20 protein-coding genes are annotated in these 14,161 nt (G+C 46.7%); 19 read left to right on the top strand and 1 reads right to left on the bottom strand.

What is annotated here, in order from left to right; genetic code table 11:
• Window positions 1–52 precede the first annotated feature (52 nt).
• The 19 genes from AAC854_RS13110 (at window position 53) to AAC854_RS13020 (ending at window position 13,567) form a co-directional block, all read left to right on the top strand.
• Window positions 53–454: a structural protein gene (locus AAC854_RS13110; RefSeq protein ID WP_340617487.1), complete on the top strand. Its 402-nt coding sequence runs from the start codon at window positions 53–55 to the stop codon at window positions 452–454.
• Complete coding sequence (locus AAC854_RS13105) at window positions 451–681, top strand: hypothetical protein (protein WP_340617486.1); 231 nt, start codon at window positions 451–453, stop codon at window positions 679–681. Before AAC854_RS13110 ends, AAC854_RS13105 begins: the two co-directional genes overlap by 4 nt.
• Window positions 668–1,129: a lysis system i-spanin subunit Rz gene (locus tag AAC854_RS13100; RefSeq protein WP_340617485.1), complete on the top strand. Its 462-nt coding sequence runs from the start codon at window positions 668–670 to the stop codon at window positions 1,127–1,129. The genes AAC854_RS13105 and AAC854_RS13100 overlap by 14 nt, the downstream gene beginning before the upstream one ends.
• Before the next feature lie 472 nt (window positions 1,130–1,601).
• The gene (locus AAC854_RS13095; RefSeq protein ID WP_340617484.1) at window positions 1,602–2,177 is read left to right on the top strand and encodes a Rha family transcriptional regulator; all 576 of its coding nucleotides are present in this window, start codon (window positions 1,602–1,604) and stop codon (window positions 2,175–2,177) included.
• A 179-nt stretch (window positions 2,178–2,356) separates the two neighbouring features.
• On the top strand, window positions 2,357–2,812 hold the full coding sequence (locus AAC854_RS13090; protein ID WP_340617483.1) for a hypothetical protein: 456 nt from the start codon (window positions 2,357–2,359) through the stop codon (window positions 2,810–2,812).
• 39 nt (window positions 2,813–2,851) lie between these two features.
• A complete protein-coding gene (locus tag AAC854_RS13085) occupies window positions 2,852–3,451 on the top strand; it encodes a hypothetical protein (protein WP_340617482.1) in 600 nt (199 codons plus the stop codon).
• 1 nt (window position 3,452) lies between these two features.
• Window positions 3,453–4,925 (top strand): terminase, encoded by a 1,473-nt coding sequence (locus AAC854_RS13080; RefSeq protein ID WP_340617481.1) that lies wholly within the window; start codon window positions 3,453–3,455, stop codon window positions 4,923–4,925.
• 69 nt (window positions 4,926–4,994) lie between these two features.
• On the top strand, window positions 4,995–6,362 hold the full coding sequence (locus AAC854_RS13075) for an anti-CBASS protein Acb1 family protein (RefSeq protein ID WP_340617489.1): 1,368 nt from the start codon (window positions 4,995–4,997) through the stop codon (window positions 6,360–6,362).
• On the top strand, window positions 6,319–7,287 hold the full coding sequence (locus tag AAC854_RS13070) for a phage minor head protein (RefSeq protein ID WP_340617480.1): 969 nt from the start codon (window positions 6,319–6,321) through the stop codon (window positions 7,285–7,287). The genes AAC854_RS13075 and AAC854_RS13070 overlap by 44 nt, the downstream gene beginning before the upstream one ends.
• Window positions 7,288–7,307: 20 nt before the next feature.
• Window positions 7,308–8,678, top strand: a complete 1,371-nt coding sequence (locus AAC854_RS13065) for a DUF2213 domain-containing protein (RefSeq protein WP_340617479.1) — start codon at window positions 7,308–7,310, stop codon at window positions 8,676–8,678.
• A gap of 5 nt (window positions 8,679–8,683) precedes the next feature.
• Window positions 8,684–9,103 carry a hypothetical protein gene (locus AAC854_RS13060; RefSeq protein ID WP_340617478.1) on the top strand — a complete coding sequence of 140 codons (420 nt, stop codon included), beginning with the start codon at window positions 8,684–8,686 and terminating at the stop codon, window positions 9,101–9,103.
• A 10-nt stretch (window positions 9,104–9,113) separates the two neighbouring features.
• Entirely contained in the window at window positions 9,114–10,190 is a 1,077-nt protein-coding gene (locus tag AAC854_RS13055; RefSeq protein ID WP_340617477.1) for a major capsid protein, read from the top strand.
• A 9-nt stretch (window positions 10,191–10,199) separates the two neighbouring features.
• Window positions 10,200–10,568 carry a hypothetical protein gene (locus tag AAC854_RS13050; RefSeq protein ID WP_340617476.1) on the top strand — a complete coding sequence of 123 codons (369 nt, stop codon included), beginning with the start codon at window positions 10,200–10,202 and terminating at the stop codon, window positions 10,566–10,568.
• Between the two features lies 1 nt (window position 10,569).
• Window positions 10,570–10,935, top strand: a complete 366-nt coding sequence (locus AAC854_RS13045) for a DUF7370 family protein (protein WP_340617475.1) — start codon at window positions 10,570–10,572, stop codon at window positions 10,933–10,935.
• A gap of 10 nt (window positions 10,936–10,945) precedes the next feature.
• Window positions 10,946–11,284: a hypothetical protein gene (locus tag AAC854_RS13040; protein WP_340617488.1), complete on the top strand. Its 339-nt coding sequence runs from the start codon at window positions 10,946–10,948 to the stop codon at window positions 11,282–11,284.
• A gap of 1 nt (window position 11,285) precedes the next feature.
• The gene (locus AAC854_RS13035) at window positions 11,286–11,654 is read left to right on the top strand and encodes an HK97 gp10 family phage protein (protein WP_340617474.1); all 369 of its coding nucleotides are present in this window, start codon (window positions 11,286–11,288) and stop codon (window positions 11,652–11,654) included.
• The gene (locus AAC854_RS13030) at window positions 11,651–12,025 is read left to right on the top strand and encodes a phage tail termination protein (protein WP_340617473.1); all 375 of its coding nucleotides are present in this window, start codon (window positions 11,651–11,653) and stop codon (window positions 12,023–12,025) included. The genes AAC854_RS13035 and AAC854_RS13030 overlap by 4 nt, the downstream gene beginning before the upstream one ends.
• A 50-nt stretch (window positions 12,026–12,075) precedes the next feature.
• The gene (locus tag AAC854_RS13025) at window positions 12,076–12,828 is read left to right on the top strand and encodes an Ig-like domain-containing protein (protein ID WP_340617472.1); all 753 of its coding nucleotides are present in this window, start codon (window positions 12,076–12,078) and stop codon (window positions 12,826–12,828) included.
• 49 nt (window positions 12,829–12,877) lie between these two features.
• Window positions 12,878–13,567 carry a DUF6246 family protein gene (locus AAC854_RS13020; protein WP_340617471.1) on the top strand — a complete coding sequence of 230 codons (690 nt, stop codon included), beginning with the start codon at window positions 12,878–12,880 and terminating at the stop codon, window positions 13,565–13,567.
• Between the two features lie 71 nt (window positions 13,568–13,638).
• On the opposite strand, the gene AAC854_RS13015 is transcribed toward AAC854_RS13020, so the two are convergent.
• On the bottom strand, window positions 13,639–14,046 hold the full coding sequence (locus tag AAC854_RS13015; protein WP_340617470.1) for an Arc family DNA-binding protein: 408 nt from the start codon (window positions 14,044–14,046) through the stop codon (window positions 13,639–13,641).
• Window positions 14,047–14,161: the final 115 nt, after the last annotated feature.

Raw genomic sequence — 14,161 nt, 5'->3', positions numbered from 1 at the left:
ACCAATTTCTCAGGTTACTGACAGAACATGAACAGCAACGGGGAATAATCTGATGACCAGAGGCATTAGCAATAACAATCCCGGCAACATTGATCACAATCCCGCTAATAACTGGCAGGGGCAATTAAGGCATGACCCGAAGATTGAGAAGCGCTTCTGTCGTTTCGAGACTGCGGAGCATGGCATTCGGGCACTCATGAAGTTGCTGACCAATTACCACAAGAACGGTTATCAGAGTGTGTCCAAGATGATAGACCGCTGGGCGCCGACCAATGAGAACAACACCTCAGCCTATATCAAGGGTGTTGCTAAGGCGTTGGGAGTCGATTCGAATCAGATTCTGGACATCAATAAACCCACGCTGATTGCGCTGGCTAAGTCCATTATCCGGCACGAGAACGGCAAGCAGCCTTATTCCGATGATGTTTTCACACGGGCATTTGAGATGCTATGAGTAATTACCAGAAATTAGTCCGGTGTAATAACTGCCACAAGATACGTACTGATGCTCCGTTTGGTGCTGGTTTTGAAAATCGCCGCCAGCTGGGTAAATTTTGTGGACATTGTGGCGAGTTTGCAGGGTATTACGATACGGTTGAAACATGGATATCTACTGCTAAATGGTGGAACCCTCTATCGTGGAGTGGTGGGTATTGGGTAAAGAAAGATGAAATTCAATAGTCAGCACTTCACCCTGGGTGCTTTTGCTGTCGTCGCTGGCCTGCTTTGGTTCTACTACAGTGAGTATCAGGACAAGGCCGAAGAATACCGTAGCTTAAAACTACAGTATGAAGAACAAATCGCCATCAACACCACCCAGCAAGAGCGCATCAAGCAACTCCACGAACGGGATGCAAAAAGCTTACAGGAACTCGCCAATGCCAAATCTAAACTTGATGAGCTTAGCGATACTCTCCGCACTAACACTCAGCGCGTGTACGTCAAGGCTCAATGCCCCGTGTCTGAAACCGCTGCCCCCTCCGGCGTGGATGGTTCAAGACCCGCCAGACTGGCGAAAGACGCTGAACAGGATTATGTACGTCTCCTCGGAGAACTTGAAACCCTCGAAGCCCAGTTCCTCGGACTGAGGGATTGGGCGAAGATTGAATGCGGGAGAACAGAGAAATGATTGAAAATCAAATACCCACAATGGTGATTGAGCACCGAGTTAATCAATCATCATTCTCACAGTCACTGTTCAGGATGTACTGCTTGGCATTGCAGCTAGAGTCGGTTATTGGGCAGATAGAGGAACGAGCTAGGATCATGAGGACAAATAGCACCTCACCACCTCAGAGCAAATGATACTGGGGTGGTGGGGGTATACTGGGACGCAGTGTCAGTGAGATAGTTTCTCTATGTAATCGCTCTGCGATTATACCCAACCGAAATGATTAAAAAGTGATCTGCATAACATTTATTCGCCATCACCTCCCGTGGTGGCTTTTTTGTATCTAACGCGCATTCACAGCGCCATTCTTTAAACGTCGAATCCAATCACTTTGATATGAGCCTTCGAGGAAGTCAGTTATAGCTGGCGAGCTTCGACGGGCTGATTTTCTATGTGAACGAGGGTTCATTTCAAATGTAGGTAATACGCGATGCAACTATTAACAACCAAGAAAACAGCCCTCCCTGTCACAGAAGCACCCACCATGACCAGTCTGGAAATGGTGGATTACATTAATGCCGACCGTAAGGCGAAAGCTGAGGCGGAAGGGTTAACATTCCCTTGCAAGAAATATACTCGACTGCAACATAAAAGCTTTCTTGCCAAAGTTCCCAAAGTATTAGGAGAAGAGCACTCGGCAAAATATTTTGCTCAGTACAAAGACAGTACCGGGCGAGAGCTTCCATGCTATCGATTCCCCAAGCGTGAAGCTTGTTTGATGGCAATGAGTTACAGCTATGAGTTACAGGCTCAAGTGTTCGACCGCATGACAGAGCAGGAAGCTAAATCTGGATTTGGATTCACCATCCAGCAACTGCAAGACATGCTTGTTTTGGCAAAAAAGGCGTCTGATGAAGATTCCTCTGATGCAGGCCGCAGATTGAGAAAAAGACAGGATGACTTGGTTACCCTCGACAAGGCTAAATGCTTGATAGATGAGCTCGGTCAGGTGGCTTTCGGATTGGTTGGAGGGGGTAAACAAGAAATTGCGAATATTGGACGATAAATGACTTTCTGAATATTTTTTCAGCATTTTATATCACCACAGTGCAAAAACTGTCGGGGTTATATCAACCAGAGCAGTTATTTATTCTGAATGGTGAAGAGCTTAAGATCATGGAATGTGTTGAAAACTGAATTCTTTCTTAAGGATAATAATCTCATAACAACTTAATGAGGTTATTTATGGATACAAATCTGATTGCTTGTTTGACGATGATTGGTACTTGGTTTGCCGGCATTGCAACTTTTCTAGCTGTTTTAGTGGCTTTGTTTAATGCTTCTGCTTGGAAAAATCAATTGATAGTGCAGGAAGAGCAACAATGGTCTGCTGTACTGATGCAGTATATCTCTTGCCTTGATAAATGTCCTGATATAGCAACGAGTAACGAAAGAGTGCGATATTCAACAGAATTAAACAACCTTGAACGTGCTTATAACTTGCTGCTTACCCAATTTTCATCGTTAAAAATAGCACTAATGGTTAGTAAAGTCGGAACAAAAAAGTTTGAAACTGAATATAGGGATAATTTTAATGATTTTATGCCTTTTCATTATTCTTATATCCATGGAGAGATGGAAAAACATGCTTTATTTGACGCATTATCAGAATTGACAAAAAATTTATTAAAATTTGATTAAACCACCTTCGGGTGGTTTTTTGCTAATGGGAGAAGGGGAATGGCTAAACCAGATTGGGAGGCCATCGAATCGGCTTACCGGGCTGGTTTGATGTCACTCCGAGAAATTGCATCTCAGCATGGTATATCAGAAGGAGCTATTCGCAAGCGAGCAAAGCGTGATGAATGGACAAGGGATTTGGCGGCTAAAGTCAAATCTCGCTCTGATGACATGGTACGCAAAGAAGAGGTACGCAATCAGGTACGCAGTGAAACAACACTCTCTGAGCGCGTACTGATTGAAGCGTCTGCGGAGGTGATTACCAAGGTTCGCATGGAACACCGTGGTGATATCCGCCGAGCCAGAGATATTGCTAATGCGCTATTTGATGAGCTTGGTGCGGAGTGTGCTGATATCGATGCCTTGAGGCAATTGGGGCAGCTAATGCACGAACCTGATGATAACGGACGAGACAGACTCAATGAACTCTATCATTCCATTATCAGTATGCCTGAGCGCGTGAAATCAATGAAAGCGCTTAGTGAGACACTAAAGAACCTTATCGGGTTGGAACGTCAAGCGTATGGACTTGATGATATGCAACCGAATAAAGCGATTGATCAGCTATCGAATTTAATGGACGAACTATCTAAGGGATAACATGAAGCCGGAACATTTAGCGTTACTGCGCGATAAACTCTGGCGGCTCAACAACCTCTACTGGATAACGAACAAAGAAGGCCGCCCTGTCCGGTTCAAGATGACGCCAGAGCAGTTGGAATATTTCGAAGGCATCCACACCCGCAATATTATTCTTAAGGCCCGACAGTTGGGTTTTACAACTGAGGTCTGCATCATTCAGTTGGACGCGGCGCTATTCGAATCTGCCAAGTGTGCCCTGATTGCTCACACATTAAATGATGCCAAGCGTCTGTTTCGGGAAAAGGTCAAGTACGCCTATGACAGATTGCCGGACGAGATTAAGGCCGCCAACCCTGCCAGCAATGATGCAGCGGGGGAATTGGTCTTTCGCAAAGGTGGCTCGCTGTACGTATCAACCTCTTTCCGTGGTGGCACATTGCGTTATTTGCATGTCTCCGAGTTTGGGAAGATATGCGCCAAGTTCCCCCACAAAGCCAGAGAAATTGTCACCGGTGCATTTGAGGCGGTATCAACCGACTGTTTCACAACGATAGAAAGCACCGCAGAAGGACGGGCCGGTTATTTCTTTGACTACTGCCAGACGGCAGAGAAAGCCCGGCTACAGGACAAGCAGTTATCCAATCTTGACTGGAAATTCTTTTTCTTCTCTTGGTGGAAGAACCCACTCTATGCGATTGACCCAGTAGAGCCAATACCACAACGACTGGTTGATTACTTCGCAGAGCTGAGAGCAAAACACGGTATCAATCTGACAGAACGCCAACAGGCTTGGTATTTCGCCAAAGAGAAGACGCTCGGCGATGACATGAAGCGGGAATACCCATCCATCCCCGCTGAGGCATTCCAGCAATCAGTCGAGGGCGCTTACTATGCTAAGCAGTTCCGTTGGTTGTATGAAAACAAACGCATTGGTAAGCTGCCGGACAACTTACACCTGTCAGTCCATACTTTCTGGGATATCGGAGTCGGTGACTCTACGGCGATTTGGTTTGTGCGTGAAGTGGGCGAAGAGTTCCACGTCATCGACTACTACGAGAACTCTGGCGAAGGTTTGCGGCACTACATGAAAGTGCTGAAAGATAAGGGTTATACCTACGGTGAGCATTGGGGGCCGCATGATATCGATAACCGTGAATTTGGCGCGGATGCGAAATCACGCCGAGAGTTGGCGCGAGAAGGTTATGAAATCGACGGTCAAAAATACTCAATGATATTCAAAGTCGTACCAAAGGTTGGGGTTGATACCGGTATCGAATCCGTGCGCGAGATCCTGTCTCGCTGTGTATTTGATGAAGAGAAATGCGGCGAGGGCATATCCCATCTGGAAAGCTACCGCAAAGAGTGGGACGACAAGCGCGGCTGTTGGAAAGATAAACCTCTACATGACTTCACATCGCACGGTGCTGATAGTTTCCGTTATTTTGCTGTCGCCAAGAACAACCGCAAGACAGTTGGCGCATTTTTCTTTTAAGGAGCGTTTTTCGTGAGTGAAAGCAAAACAATTCTTGTTAATAGCCTAGCTGACACTATCGCCCAGCGAATGATTTATGCGTCGGGTGGCATTAGCGGCAATACAAAACGCACCAATATCTATTCTGAGTTTGGTTATCCAGAACGGCTAACATTTCGTGAGTATTACAATACTTATGAACGTAATGCCGTGGCACATGCTGCTGTGCATCGTTTACTGGATGGTTGCTGGCAGGATAACCCGACCATTATTGATGGCGAGGAAAAGAGCGAGTCAGACGTCACCAGTTCATGGGAAACGAAAGTAACAAAGTTATTGAAGAAACATTGGCCGAAAATCAAAGATGCTGATCGCCGTAATATGATTGGTCATTACTCGGCGCTGCTCATTCAGGTTCGGGATAGTCGGGCATGGAGTGAGCCTATCGATACCACAGTAGTATCACGGTTAAAAGGCGAAGCGCTGGTTAACCTGATACCTGTCTGGGAGCCTCAACTCACAGTGTCTGAATGGGATACTGATATCAATTCAGAAACCTACGGACAGCCAGCGATGTTCAATTTTGATGAGCGTCCGGTGGGACAAGTTGAGATGCAAGGGCCAGCCAAGCAACTTGCCATTCACCCATCGCGGGTCATTGTCTTATGCGAAGGGGCTGAGGATGGGAATATTTTTTCTGGAACGCCATTACTCAGGGCTGGGTATAACAAATTACTGGACGTTGAAAAAGTCTCTGGTGGCAGTTCCGAAGGATTTCTGAAAAACGCTTCCCGCCAGATTGGGGTAGAGTTTGATAAAGAAACTAACCTACTCGATATCACCACTGCGGCGAAACAGGCAGGCTATCCAGATCTTGGGGCAGCACTGGAGGATAAAATCCATAAGCTGAACAGGGGAACGGATTCAGCCGCCGTGATGCAGGCCGGAAAGTTAAACGTATTGTCAGTCACACCGGGCGACCCAACGCCGACATGGGAAGTAACTACCCGTGAGTTTTGTGCTTCGGTACAGGTGCCCTTCACTATCCTATTTGGCACCCAGACGGGAAAGCTAGCCGGCGATAAAGATGATGCTACATGGAAGGTACGCCTGAACGGTCGCCGCTGGGGATTTCTGACGCAGTATGTCACTCAGCTAATAAAGAGATTGTGGGAGATTGGTATTATCGAACCGCCAACATCGGGTGAGGTCACCATTGCATGGTCTGACATGCTCGCAGCCAGTGAGCAAGAGAAGATCGACAACATGATTAAGATGGCTGAGGCAGCATTGAAAACTCAGCAGGCATTCGGAACGCCAATATTTACACCGAATGAAATACGTACCGTGGGTGAACTGGAGCCACTGGAAGATGAACCCGAACCGCAAGGCGCAACAGGAGATCCGCTGACTGATGACCAAGACCAGAATCGGAACCCCGATAATACCAAGGAATAAACGCGACCCTACTCAGTCCTATCGCTCAGTTAATAAAATGTTTCGTGATATCGAGCAGCGGTATTACGACATCAAGACGGCTCTCAGGCAATTACTCGACCAACGATTAACAGGCAGGACGATAGAAAGCAACGCCAAACTATCCTATGTCATGCACGGCAATACGCTGTATCACGTCAATACAGGAACCTATATCTATGACATGACATCAACGCAACTTGCGGATCTGCTAGAGATTCTACAGGTCATCTTGGATGATTATTTACTGGCTGGTGGAAAGGATCAGCTATGGGCGTTTAGCTATGTGGCTGACGAATACCAGCGCGGAACGCTCAATGCCTACACTAATCTAGGGGCGCAATCAGCCGTCTACGCACAGCAAACTACGCTTTCAGCACTGTTATCAACACCAGCCTACCAAAATCAGATTGCTACGGCATTTGTAGCAACCTATAGCGATTGGAAGGGGTTGTCCGATGCAGCAAGGGCGGACTTATCGCATGTAATCGCTGAGGCTATCGCCCGTGGGGTTAACCCCAGAGAGACAGCGGCTATTGTCAGCAAACGCCTTGATGTGTCAATGAGTATGGCTAAAAACATCGCCCAGACGGAACAGGTTGGCGCATTGCGACAGGCTAACTGGAATGAAATGGAGTGGGCGAGGGAGCGGCTTGGATTAAACACTCAACTGCTTTGGTTATCAGCCCTGAAACCAACCACCAGATCATGGCACGCAGCACGGCACGGGAAGATTTATACCAAGCAAGAAGTTGAAGAGTTTTACTCTAAAAACGGGAATCGCTATCGCTGCTACTGCGCTCAACAACCTGTGGTGCTGGATGATGACAGCAAGCTGTATAACACGGGTCTGACTGAGCGCCTGACGGAAGAGCGCAAGGCGTGGGAACCTGAACCATCTAAGTAACAATTCAAAGAGGTCAAAGCATGGGGCTATCTAGCGTTCATGTTAAGTCACTGGCCTTAAACTCCTCCAATATCTCAACTGAAACTATCGATGGTGATGAGCATATCGTCATTCGTGGCGTTGTGCCCGTTGTCGATGATGTTGTGATGAACGGAGGGTTATATCCCGCCAGTGAGATTAACAAAAGTTATCAATCAATAGAAGGTAAACAAATGCCTTTGGGTCATCCCAGCATTGACGGCCAGTATGTCTCTGCCGATGTTCCGCGAGCAGTGAATCAGTTTCATGTTGGCGCATGGGCTGAGAATGTGCGTAAAGACGGCGACAAGGTTGTCATGGACATGAAAATCAACCGTCGATATGCCGAGGCCACAGAGAAAGGCAAGACTTTGTTACAGCGTCTTGATGACCTGATGACGAATAAGGATGCCGGGCCGATCCATGTTTCTACGGGGCTTTTGTTACAACGCGAGCAGAACAACGGGAAATCAAAAGGGAAAAAATACACATGGATTGCACGAAATATGCAGTTTGACCATGTGGCTATTTTGCCTCCCAATGAGCCGGGAGCGGCAACACCTGATGATGGTGTAGGTATTTTTGTTAACGCTGATGGTGAAAAGCTGGAAGTTGAACAGGTTAATCTGTCTGATGCTGCCAATTGCACAACGCAAGGGGTGATAGATAAGGCTAAATTCTTCTTCACTAATGCCTCTAACTTCTCATTCGATGACATTTACTCAGCACTCAGAGCAAAGTTAAAAGCCACATATCCAGATGATGACTATCCATACGCCGAGAGCGTTTGGCCTGACAAATTCATCTATTACCGATCCGGTAAAACCTACCAGCAAAAATATCTCATGAACGATGACGGCACCGCCGAACTCGTCGGGGAGCCTATTGAGGTTGTGCGCAAGCCGACCGAATACGAAGAAGTCAAAACCAACAAGGAACACAACCCGATGAAAGACATGATCATCAATGCCCTGAAAGCGGCAAATCAAGCTACCGATGGCAAATCAGATGAAGAGCTGTTGACAGCGTATAACGCGCTTAAAGAGAAAGAGAAGCAGGATAAGGACAAAAAAGAACAAGAAGAAAAGGAGAAAAAGGAAAAGGCGACAAACTCAAACGACATGCCTGATTGGGCACAGCTGATGAGTAACGAGCTTAAGGATCTGAAAAGCGTCCTGACCGCCAATGCAGACAAAGAAAAGGCTGACAAACGCGCCGCTGTCAAAGCGAAATTTGGTCTGGATGACACCGCCGTTAACGCGCTGGATGGCGCAGCGCTCGATGGGTTTTATGCACAATGCCAGTCCTCAGCGGGGCTGAATTCTGCATTTACTAATAACAATTCTGAATCATTCACCTCTATGCCGGAGTAAATAACATGGCTAAACGTGTAATTCATGCGGGCGGAGTATTTATCAATCCCATGCTAAACCGAGAAGGTGCGGCGGCGGTGGATACTCTGCCGGGCACTGTTGGGTACTTTGAGAAAGGCAAATTCAAAGCCTCAGTAGATGGCAAGGAAGCGGCGATCCTTTATGTCGCCAATATCGATTATCTGCGTTGTCAGACTGTAGATGACCCTATCACGGCGGGTGGCGTGGTTGTCGGTATTCACCCGATGGCGGGGATATTCCTGAACGTTCGTGCTACTGAGGGAACGTATAAAAAGGGTCAGCCTGTGACGGCTGCTAACGGTCAGATTGCGGCGGCTGGTGATGGTGTTGCTGCATTTGCCTATGTCGAAGAGGACAGTATCACAGCGAAAGCAGGTGATCTAGTTCGCATTGTTTTTAAGTAAGGAGGCATGAATGTTTTATTTTTCAACCCAAAGGGCAACCGAAACTGGAAACCTTGAGGCTAACCAAGCCCAGTTTGGTGAGCTGACATTAGCACGTAACTCATCTGCGCAGGCGGTCGCGGATTTCATTTCCCGTGCTCGCTTCCGTAATGAAAATGCACCGCAACTCGATGCAGTCAACGCCATTGATGATATTCGTCGTTTGTACCGAACGTATGATCAGACCGTACTGGCAGAGTTTGAGCCGAACACAGAGTTTACGCTTCTGAATGACCTGATGCCGCTGTCGCGCTCTGTTCGTCTGGAAGAGTCTGTGTATGAGTATGCGCGTACAGGCGGTACTGGTTGGGCGCATACGTCAATGTCTGGTCAGATTGGTGCTGCACTGGATGCGCGTTCGTACAGCTTCGACGGCACGATGGTTCCTATTCATGACACTGGCTTTAAGTTCAATTGGCGCGATCCTGTATTTAACAAAGGTTCCGCACTAGCCTCATTGTCTGATGCTCAGTCCGATTCAGTGAAAGTTATTCGTCGTAAATATCTCGATTTTATCTGGAATGGCTTCCGTGACAGTGAAGGCAACTTCATTAAGTTTGATGACAAGACTTGGAAAGGTTTCCGCGCTGATGAGCGTGTCGCACAAGTAACGCTGAACGTCGATCACACTACAAGCACAGATGGTCAAGCAATGCGTAGTGAAGTAATGAAAGTGCGTGACGTGCTGAAATTACAAAACTACCAATATGGCGCTCAAACTTGGTATGTGTCAGGTGACATCCTGTCCAACTGGGAAAAACTGTACTACGACGTTAACCAGACGCGCACTGTTCTTGAAGAAATCAAGAAAATCACTGGTATTGCTGGCATCAAAGAAGACTTTGAGCTGAAAGGCAATGAAATGATGATTGTTCCTCTGGGTGCTGGAGTTATCGCTCCTATTGTTGGTCAGGCATTCGGTACGGTTGCCGATCCACGCCAGTTCTACAACTCCGACTATGTATGGCGTACATGGGGGGCTGCTGGTCTGATGGTTAAGCAGGATATTAACGAGCACTTCTCAGTCATCCACGCCAAAGGCAAGTAAGGGGGATATATGGCACTCGTGAAAATTTTGGTAACAAATCTTTTTGCCGGTGCCAGCCTTCAGAAGTTGGAGGCTGGTCATACCTATGAGATTGATGACAATATTGCTATTAAGTGGATTGATGCTGGCAAAGCAGAAGCTTCTAAAGATAAAAAGGGAGAGAAATTAGTATTTGAAGTGGCGACACCCGCAACCATGACTTTTCCTCAGAATTCAGAACTACAAGCTGAACTGGATGACGCTAACGCTAAGATGCTAGCCATGACTGATGCTGCCAAGGCAAAAGAAGCTGAACTCACAGAAGCGTTGGCGGCTGAAAAAAAACGAGCTGATGATGCCGAGAAAGCTCTTGCAGAAGCGGTCAAAAAGGCGAAATAGCATGGTGATAACGCTTGATGATGTAAAGCCAATGATAGCTGAACTTGGGTTTACATTACCTGATTCAGTGCTTGAGTTGTTATTGAATCAGGTGAATGAGAAATCTGAGTGCATGGTGGCTCATGGCTATGATGAATCAACGCAAAAGTTGTTATTAATCTACGCCGCTGTTCGACTAGCCTCTCTGTCAGGCGCAAGAAAGATTGCCTCTCAAGCAGCACCTTCCGGCGCTTCCCGCTCGTTTACTTATGATTCTTCTGGAACTGATTACCTGCTTAAGCAGATCAGGGTGTGGGATACGTCCGGTTGTTTGTCTGGTTTACCGCTGGAGAGTAAATCTGTCGGCTTCTTTGATGTGGTGGGGTGAATAGTCCAGTATTGCTAGCTGGGGCTTTACCGCCCCTTGTACATTCTGGAAACAGTTAGGAACGGATGAGTATGGCCGACCGTTGGGTTATGAAACGCCACAAATCATTATGTGCGAATACCAAGGTGGGTTGTCCAGCAAATTATCCGGTGTGGGTACTGAGCTGATTGCCAAAAACACTTTCTGGACAGAGTTCGCGGACGCGTCTATCGGGGACTATATCCTGATTGGCGAATCGTCAGATCCGAACCCTATTGCAGCTGGTGCTGATGAAATCAAATTCACTACCCGCTATGCCGATAGCTTTGAGCGCTTGACTGATGATTACGCATTAGTAACAGGAGTGTGATATGGGCGCTAAGGTCAAGGGTATTCGTGAAGCTAAATCAAGGCTTAACGCTTTAATCGGCGATATACGCGGGCGGAAAGTCGCCCGTGCCGTGTATAAAGCCCTGTACATTGGCAGCACTCAGGCCGCGCTTTATACCCCCATTGATACTGCCACCCTCATTAACTCTCAGTTCCGCGACGTGCGCTTTGATGGCGTACTGCTTACAGGGCGCGTGGGATATTCGGCAAACTATGCCGTTTATGTCCATGATCCCAACGTGAAGCAGGATTTTCGCCGGGCGACCGCGAAGAAAGAATTCCTGAAACAGGGTTTTGATGAAATGCGAAGCCAGATAGATAAAGCTGTTATGCAGGAGCTGAAACTATGATGACCTTTGAACAATTCCGCCATTATCTGGAAAGAGCGGGACTGATTGACGGGTTTAAGATCCAAATGCTCAACTGGATTGAGCAAAAAGGCGATGGCGGGAAGATGCAGTATATGGTTTTTCAGCCTGCTGGCGGAACTGGGCGGTTGGATGATTTAGGGGCTGATGACAATGTACAAGTGATTCTGGTCAGCGGACAAAATAACCCTCAGCCAGTCATTCAGCGAGCGCAGGAAATACTCGACTATGTTACCGAACATCCAGACGATGACTGTCTGACCTCCGTATTTAATCTTGGCGGGTTAACAACACCCATCCCCACGCAAGAGAACCGATACGTTATCCGGTTACTATTCCGCTGCACATCATAACAGGTCGCATCTTGCGGCCTTTTTTATTTTTATTAGTAGAGGTTATTCACATGGCAAATTGCCCGGTAGAAACCAATAAATTGATTGGTCGTAACGCTATTATTCGCATTGCACAGGGTTGTTCTGATACAGCGCCAGACCAATCAGCGTTTTTTCGGATAGGCGCATTGACCACCAAATCATTTGACCTGTCACCCAACACACTGACATCTGAGGCTGATGATTCAAAAGGGCTGGTGGAAAGCGTCGTAACCAGTATGGACTTAACCATTAGTTTTGATGGCGAGTACCGCAAGCGGGACAAGAACGATGACTTTGGGCCATTGCGTTTATTGAAGGAAATCCCGAAGGAGGTTCAGGCAGGTCGCCAGCCAGCGTATTGGGTACAAATGGATTTCACCGGCGAAGATACACTGGTACTACAGGCGTATATGGTATTTACGTCATGGTCATCTCAGTTTGGCTCTAGCGAGTTTGCTACATACTCTGGCGAACTGAAAGTAAGTGACGCTGATACGGTTGAATGGTTAATTGAAGAGGTTGCGGTGCAATCAGTTTCTGTTAACCCTCAGTCATTGACGGTAGCAGTAGGGAAAACTGGTTCATTTGTAGTTAATTTCAATCCTGCTGATGCTACTGACAAAACCTATACCGCAGTATCAGACAAGCCCAGCATTACCACAGTGAGTAAGGTGGGTGGCATAGTTACGGTGAATGGTATCGCAGAAGGCTCAGCAAACATTACTGTCACTACGGAAGATGGCAAAAAGACAGCCAAATGTGCAGTCACGGTCACTGCTTAATATTACAAAGGGCGCTAGCAAGTGCCCTTGATAATGTTCAGGAGGAATTATGACGCCTATTATTGATATTGGTGAGATGGTTATCTCTACTGATAAACGAGATTTTTTTCTACGACCATCATTTGCAGCAATGACACGTATCGGCACACCTCGGCAGATTGTGGAGACGTACACTTTTCTTAATGGGGCAGAGACTCAGGAATTAATTAACCGCGCATTGTTGGCTTATGGCACGCTTCCCGACTGGCTGATTAAACTGATGCGAAAACCTGCATTTGGTCGCAATACCCTGTCAACTGCCATGCTGGTTATACAGGCGTGCTGTAATGATGACGTGGACGAACTGATCGGTGAATGGAGACCAGGGCGAAGAGGAGTCGTGTACCGTTTGGGTAGTTTGCCAATTAATGACATCATTGTCATTGCTCGCGAACTGATAACGCACGGTGTTATTGGTCGGGTCAAAATCCGAAAACTCCAGCGGCATGAAGGAACGGAAGCATTTTCTGACCAGTTTAAAGCCATTGAATATATCAACGCCGCCCGCACTCATTTCAATGTGTCACGCGAAGAAGCCGAGCAGTTAACGATGACCGAATTTCAGATGATGCTGAAAGCCAAGTTTCCTGATGAGAAGGGATTTACCCGCGAGGAATACGACGCTGTTATTGATGCCGATGATCAGCGCACCAATGACCTGATGAGCGGTAAGCGAAGGTTGGTGAGCATGAAGAAATAGATACCCCTGTTGAAAGCGATAGAGAAAGATCCCGTCAATGTTCTGAAAGCGTTATTTATGTAAACAGCCCCTTACGGGGCTTTTTTGTCCAAGACTGTTATTGTTTCAGGTGGAATTGCAGTTTCTATTTTGCTTATAGCTGACTTCATCATTTCAATATTTTTCCGAATGACATCAAGCTTTGCCATATCAGAAATTTTGGTTGATTCAGCTAAAAGACTAACCTGCATTTTTAATTTTTCAATTTCTTTATCTTTTTTTTCGACTTCTCTTTCTAATCTTAATGCCTTGGCTACTCGTGTATAGGTATTGTCAGATGACGGCGGCGCAGCCGCAAGAAGTTTCTCAAGTTGCAATGACATATCGATATGATAAATGACCTCTTGCTGGAGGCTTCTCATCGATTTTTCTGCCTTTTCTTCTAACGCTTCCCTTAATTCAGGCGGCATTCGTAAAGGGTATGGCGCTATACGTGACATTATTTTGACTCCTTTAGACTCACTACTTGGCAGTGTAGGTATCAAATATCCGTTTGACAAGTGAGTCCTTATGATCCACAATTTGATCATTACAAGTTGATTTAAAGGATAAAAA

The organism is Xenorhabdus entomophaga, assembly GCF_037996725.1.
In the GTDB taxonomy this organism is placed as follows: Bacteria; Pseudomonadota; Gammaproteobacteria; order Enterobacterales; family Enterobacteriaceae; genus Xenorhabdus; species Xenorhabdus khoisanae.
Note: the sequence above shows the minus strand (reverse complement) of the source record. Positions and strands in the feature narration are given on the sequence as shown.

What these genes read in the sequence shown, in the direction of transcription:
- AAC854_RS13110 (WP_340617487.1), top strand. Translation starts at nt 53, where the DNA reads ATGACCAGAGGCATTAGCAATAACAATCCCGGCAACATTGATCACAAT.
- AAC854_RS13105 (WP_340617486.1), top strand. Translation starts at nt 451, where the DNA reads ATGAGTAATTACCAGAAATTAGTCCGGTGTAATAACTGCCACAAGATA.
- AAC854_RS13100 (WP_340617485.1), top strand. Translation starts at nt 668, where the DNA reads ATGAAATTCAATAGTCAGCACTTCACCCTGGGTGCTTTTGCTGTCGTC.
- AAC854_RS13095 (WP_340617484.1), top strand. Translation starts at nt 1,602, where the DNA reads ATGCAACTATTAACAACCAAGAAAACAGCCCTCCCTGTCACAGAAGCA.
- AAC854_RS13090 (WP_340617483.1), top strand. Translation starts at nt 2,357, where the DNA reads ATGGATACAAATCTGATTGCTTGTTTGACGATGATTGGTACTTGGTTT.
- AAC854_RS13085 (WP_340617482.1), top strand. Translation starts at nt 2,852, where the DNA reads ATGGCTAAACCAGATTGGGAGGCCATCGAATCGGCTTACCGGGCTGGT.
- AAC854_RS13080 (WP_340617481.1), top strand. Translation starts at nt 3,453, where the DNA reads ATGAAGCCGGAACATTTAGCGTTACTGCGCGATAAACTCTGGCGGCTC.
- AAC854_RS13075 (WP_340617489.1), top strand. Translation starts at nt 4,995, where the DNA reads ATGATTTATGCGTCGGGTGGCATTAGCGGCAATACAAAACGCACCAAT.
- AAC854_RS13070 (WP_340617480.1), top strand. Translation starts at nt 6,319, where the DNA reads ATGACCAAGACCAGAATCGGAACCCCGATAATACCAAGGAATAAACGC.
- AAC854_RS13065 (WP_340617479.1), top strand. Translation starts at nt 7,308, where the DNA reads ATGGGGCTATCTAGCGTTCATGTTAAGTCACTGGCCTTAAACTCCTCC.
- AAC854_RS13060 (WP_340617478.1), top strand. Translation starts at nt 8,684, where the DNA reads ATGGCTAAACGTGTAATTCATGCGGGCGGAGTATTTATCAATCCCATG.
- AAC854_RS13055 (WP_340617477.1), top strand. Translation starts at nt 9,114, where the DNA reads ATGTTTTATTTTTCAACCCAAAGGGCAACCGAAACTGGAAACCTTGAG.
- AAC854_RS13050 (WP_340617476.1), top strand. Translation starts at nt 10,200, where the DNA reads ATGGCACTCGTGAAAATTTTGGTAACAAATCTTTTTGCCGGTGCCAGC.
- AAC854_RS13045 (WP_340617475.1), top strand. Translation starts at nt 10,570, where the DNA reads ATGGTGATAACGCTTGATGATGTAAAGCCAATGATAGCTGAACTTGGG.
- AAC854_RS13035 (WP_340617474.1), top strand. Translation starts at nt 11,286, where the DNA reads ATGGGCGCTAAGGTCAAGGGTATTCGTGAAGCTAAATCAAGGCTTAAC.
- AAC854_RS13030 (WP_340617473.1), top strand. Translation starts at nt 11,651, where the DNA reads ATGATGACCTTTGAACAATTCCGCCATTATCTGGAAAGAGCGGGACTG.
- AAC854_RS13025 (WP_340617472.1), top strand. Translation starts at nt 12,076, where the DNA reads ATGGCAAATTGCCCGGTAGAAACCAATAAATTGATTGGTCGTAACGCT.
- AAC854_RS13020 (WP_340617471.1), top strand. Translation starts at nt 12,878, where the DNA reads ATGACGCCTATTATTGATATTGGTGAGATGGTTATCTCTACTGATAAA.
- AAC854_RS13015 (WP_340617470.1), bottom strand. Translation starts at nt 14,046, where the DNA reads ATGTCACGTATAGCGCCATACCCTTTACGAATGCCGCCTGAATTAAGG.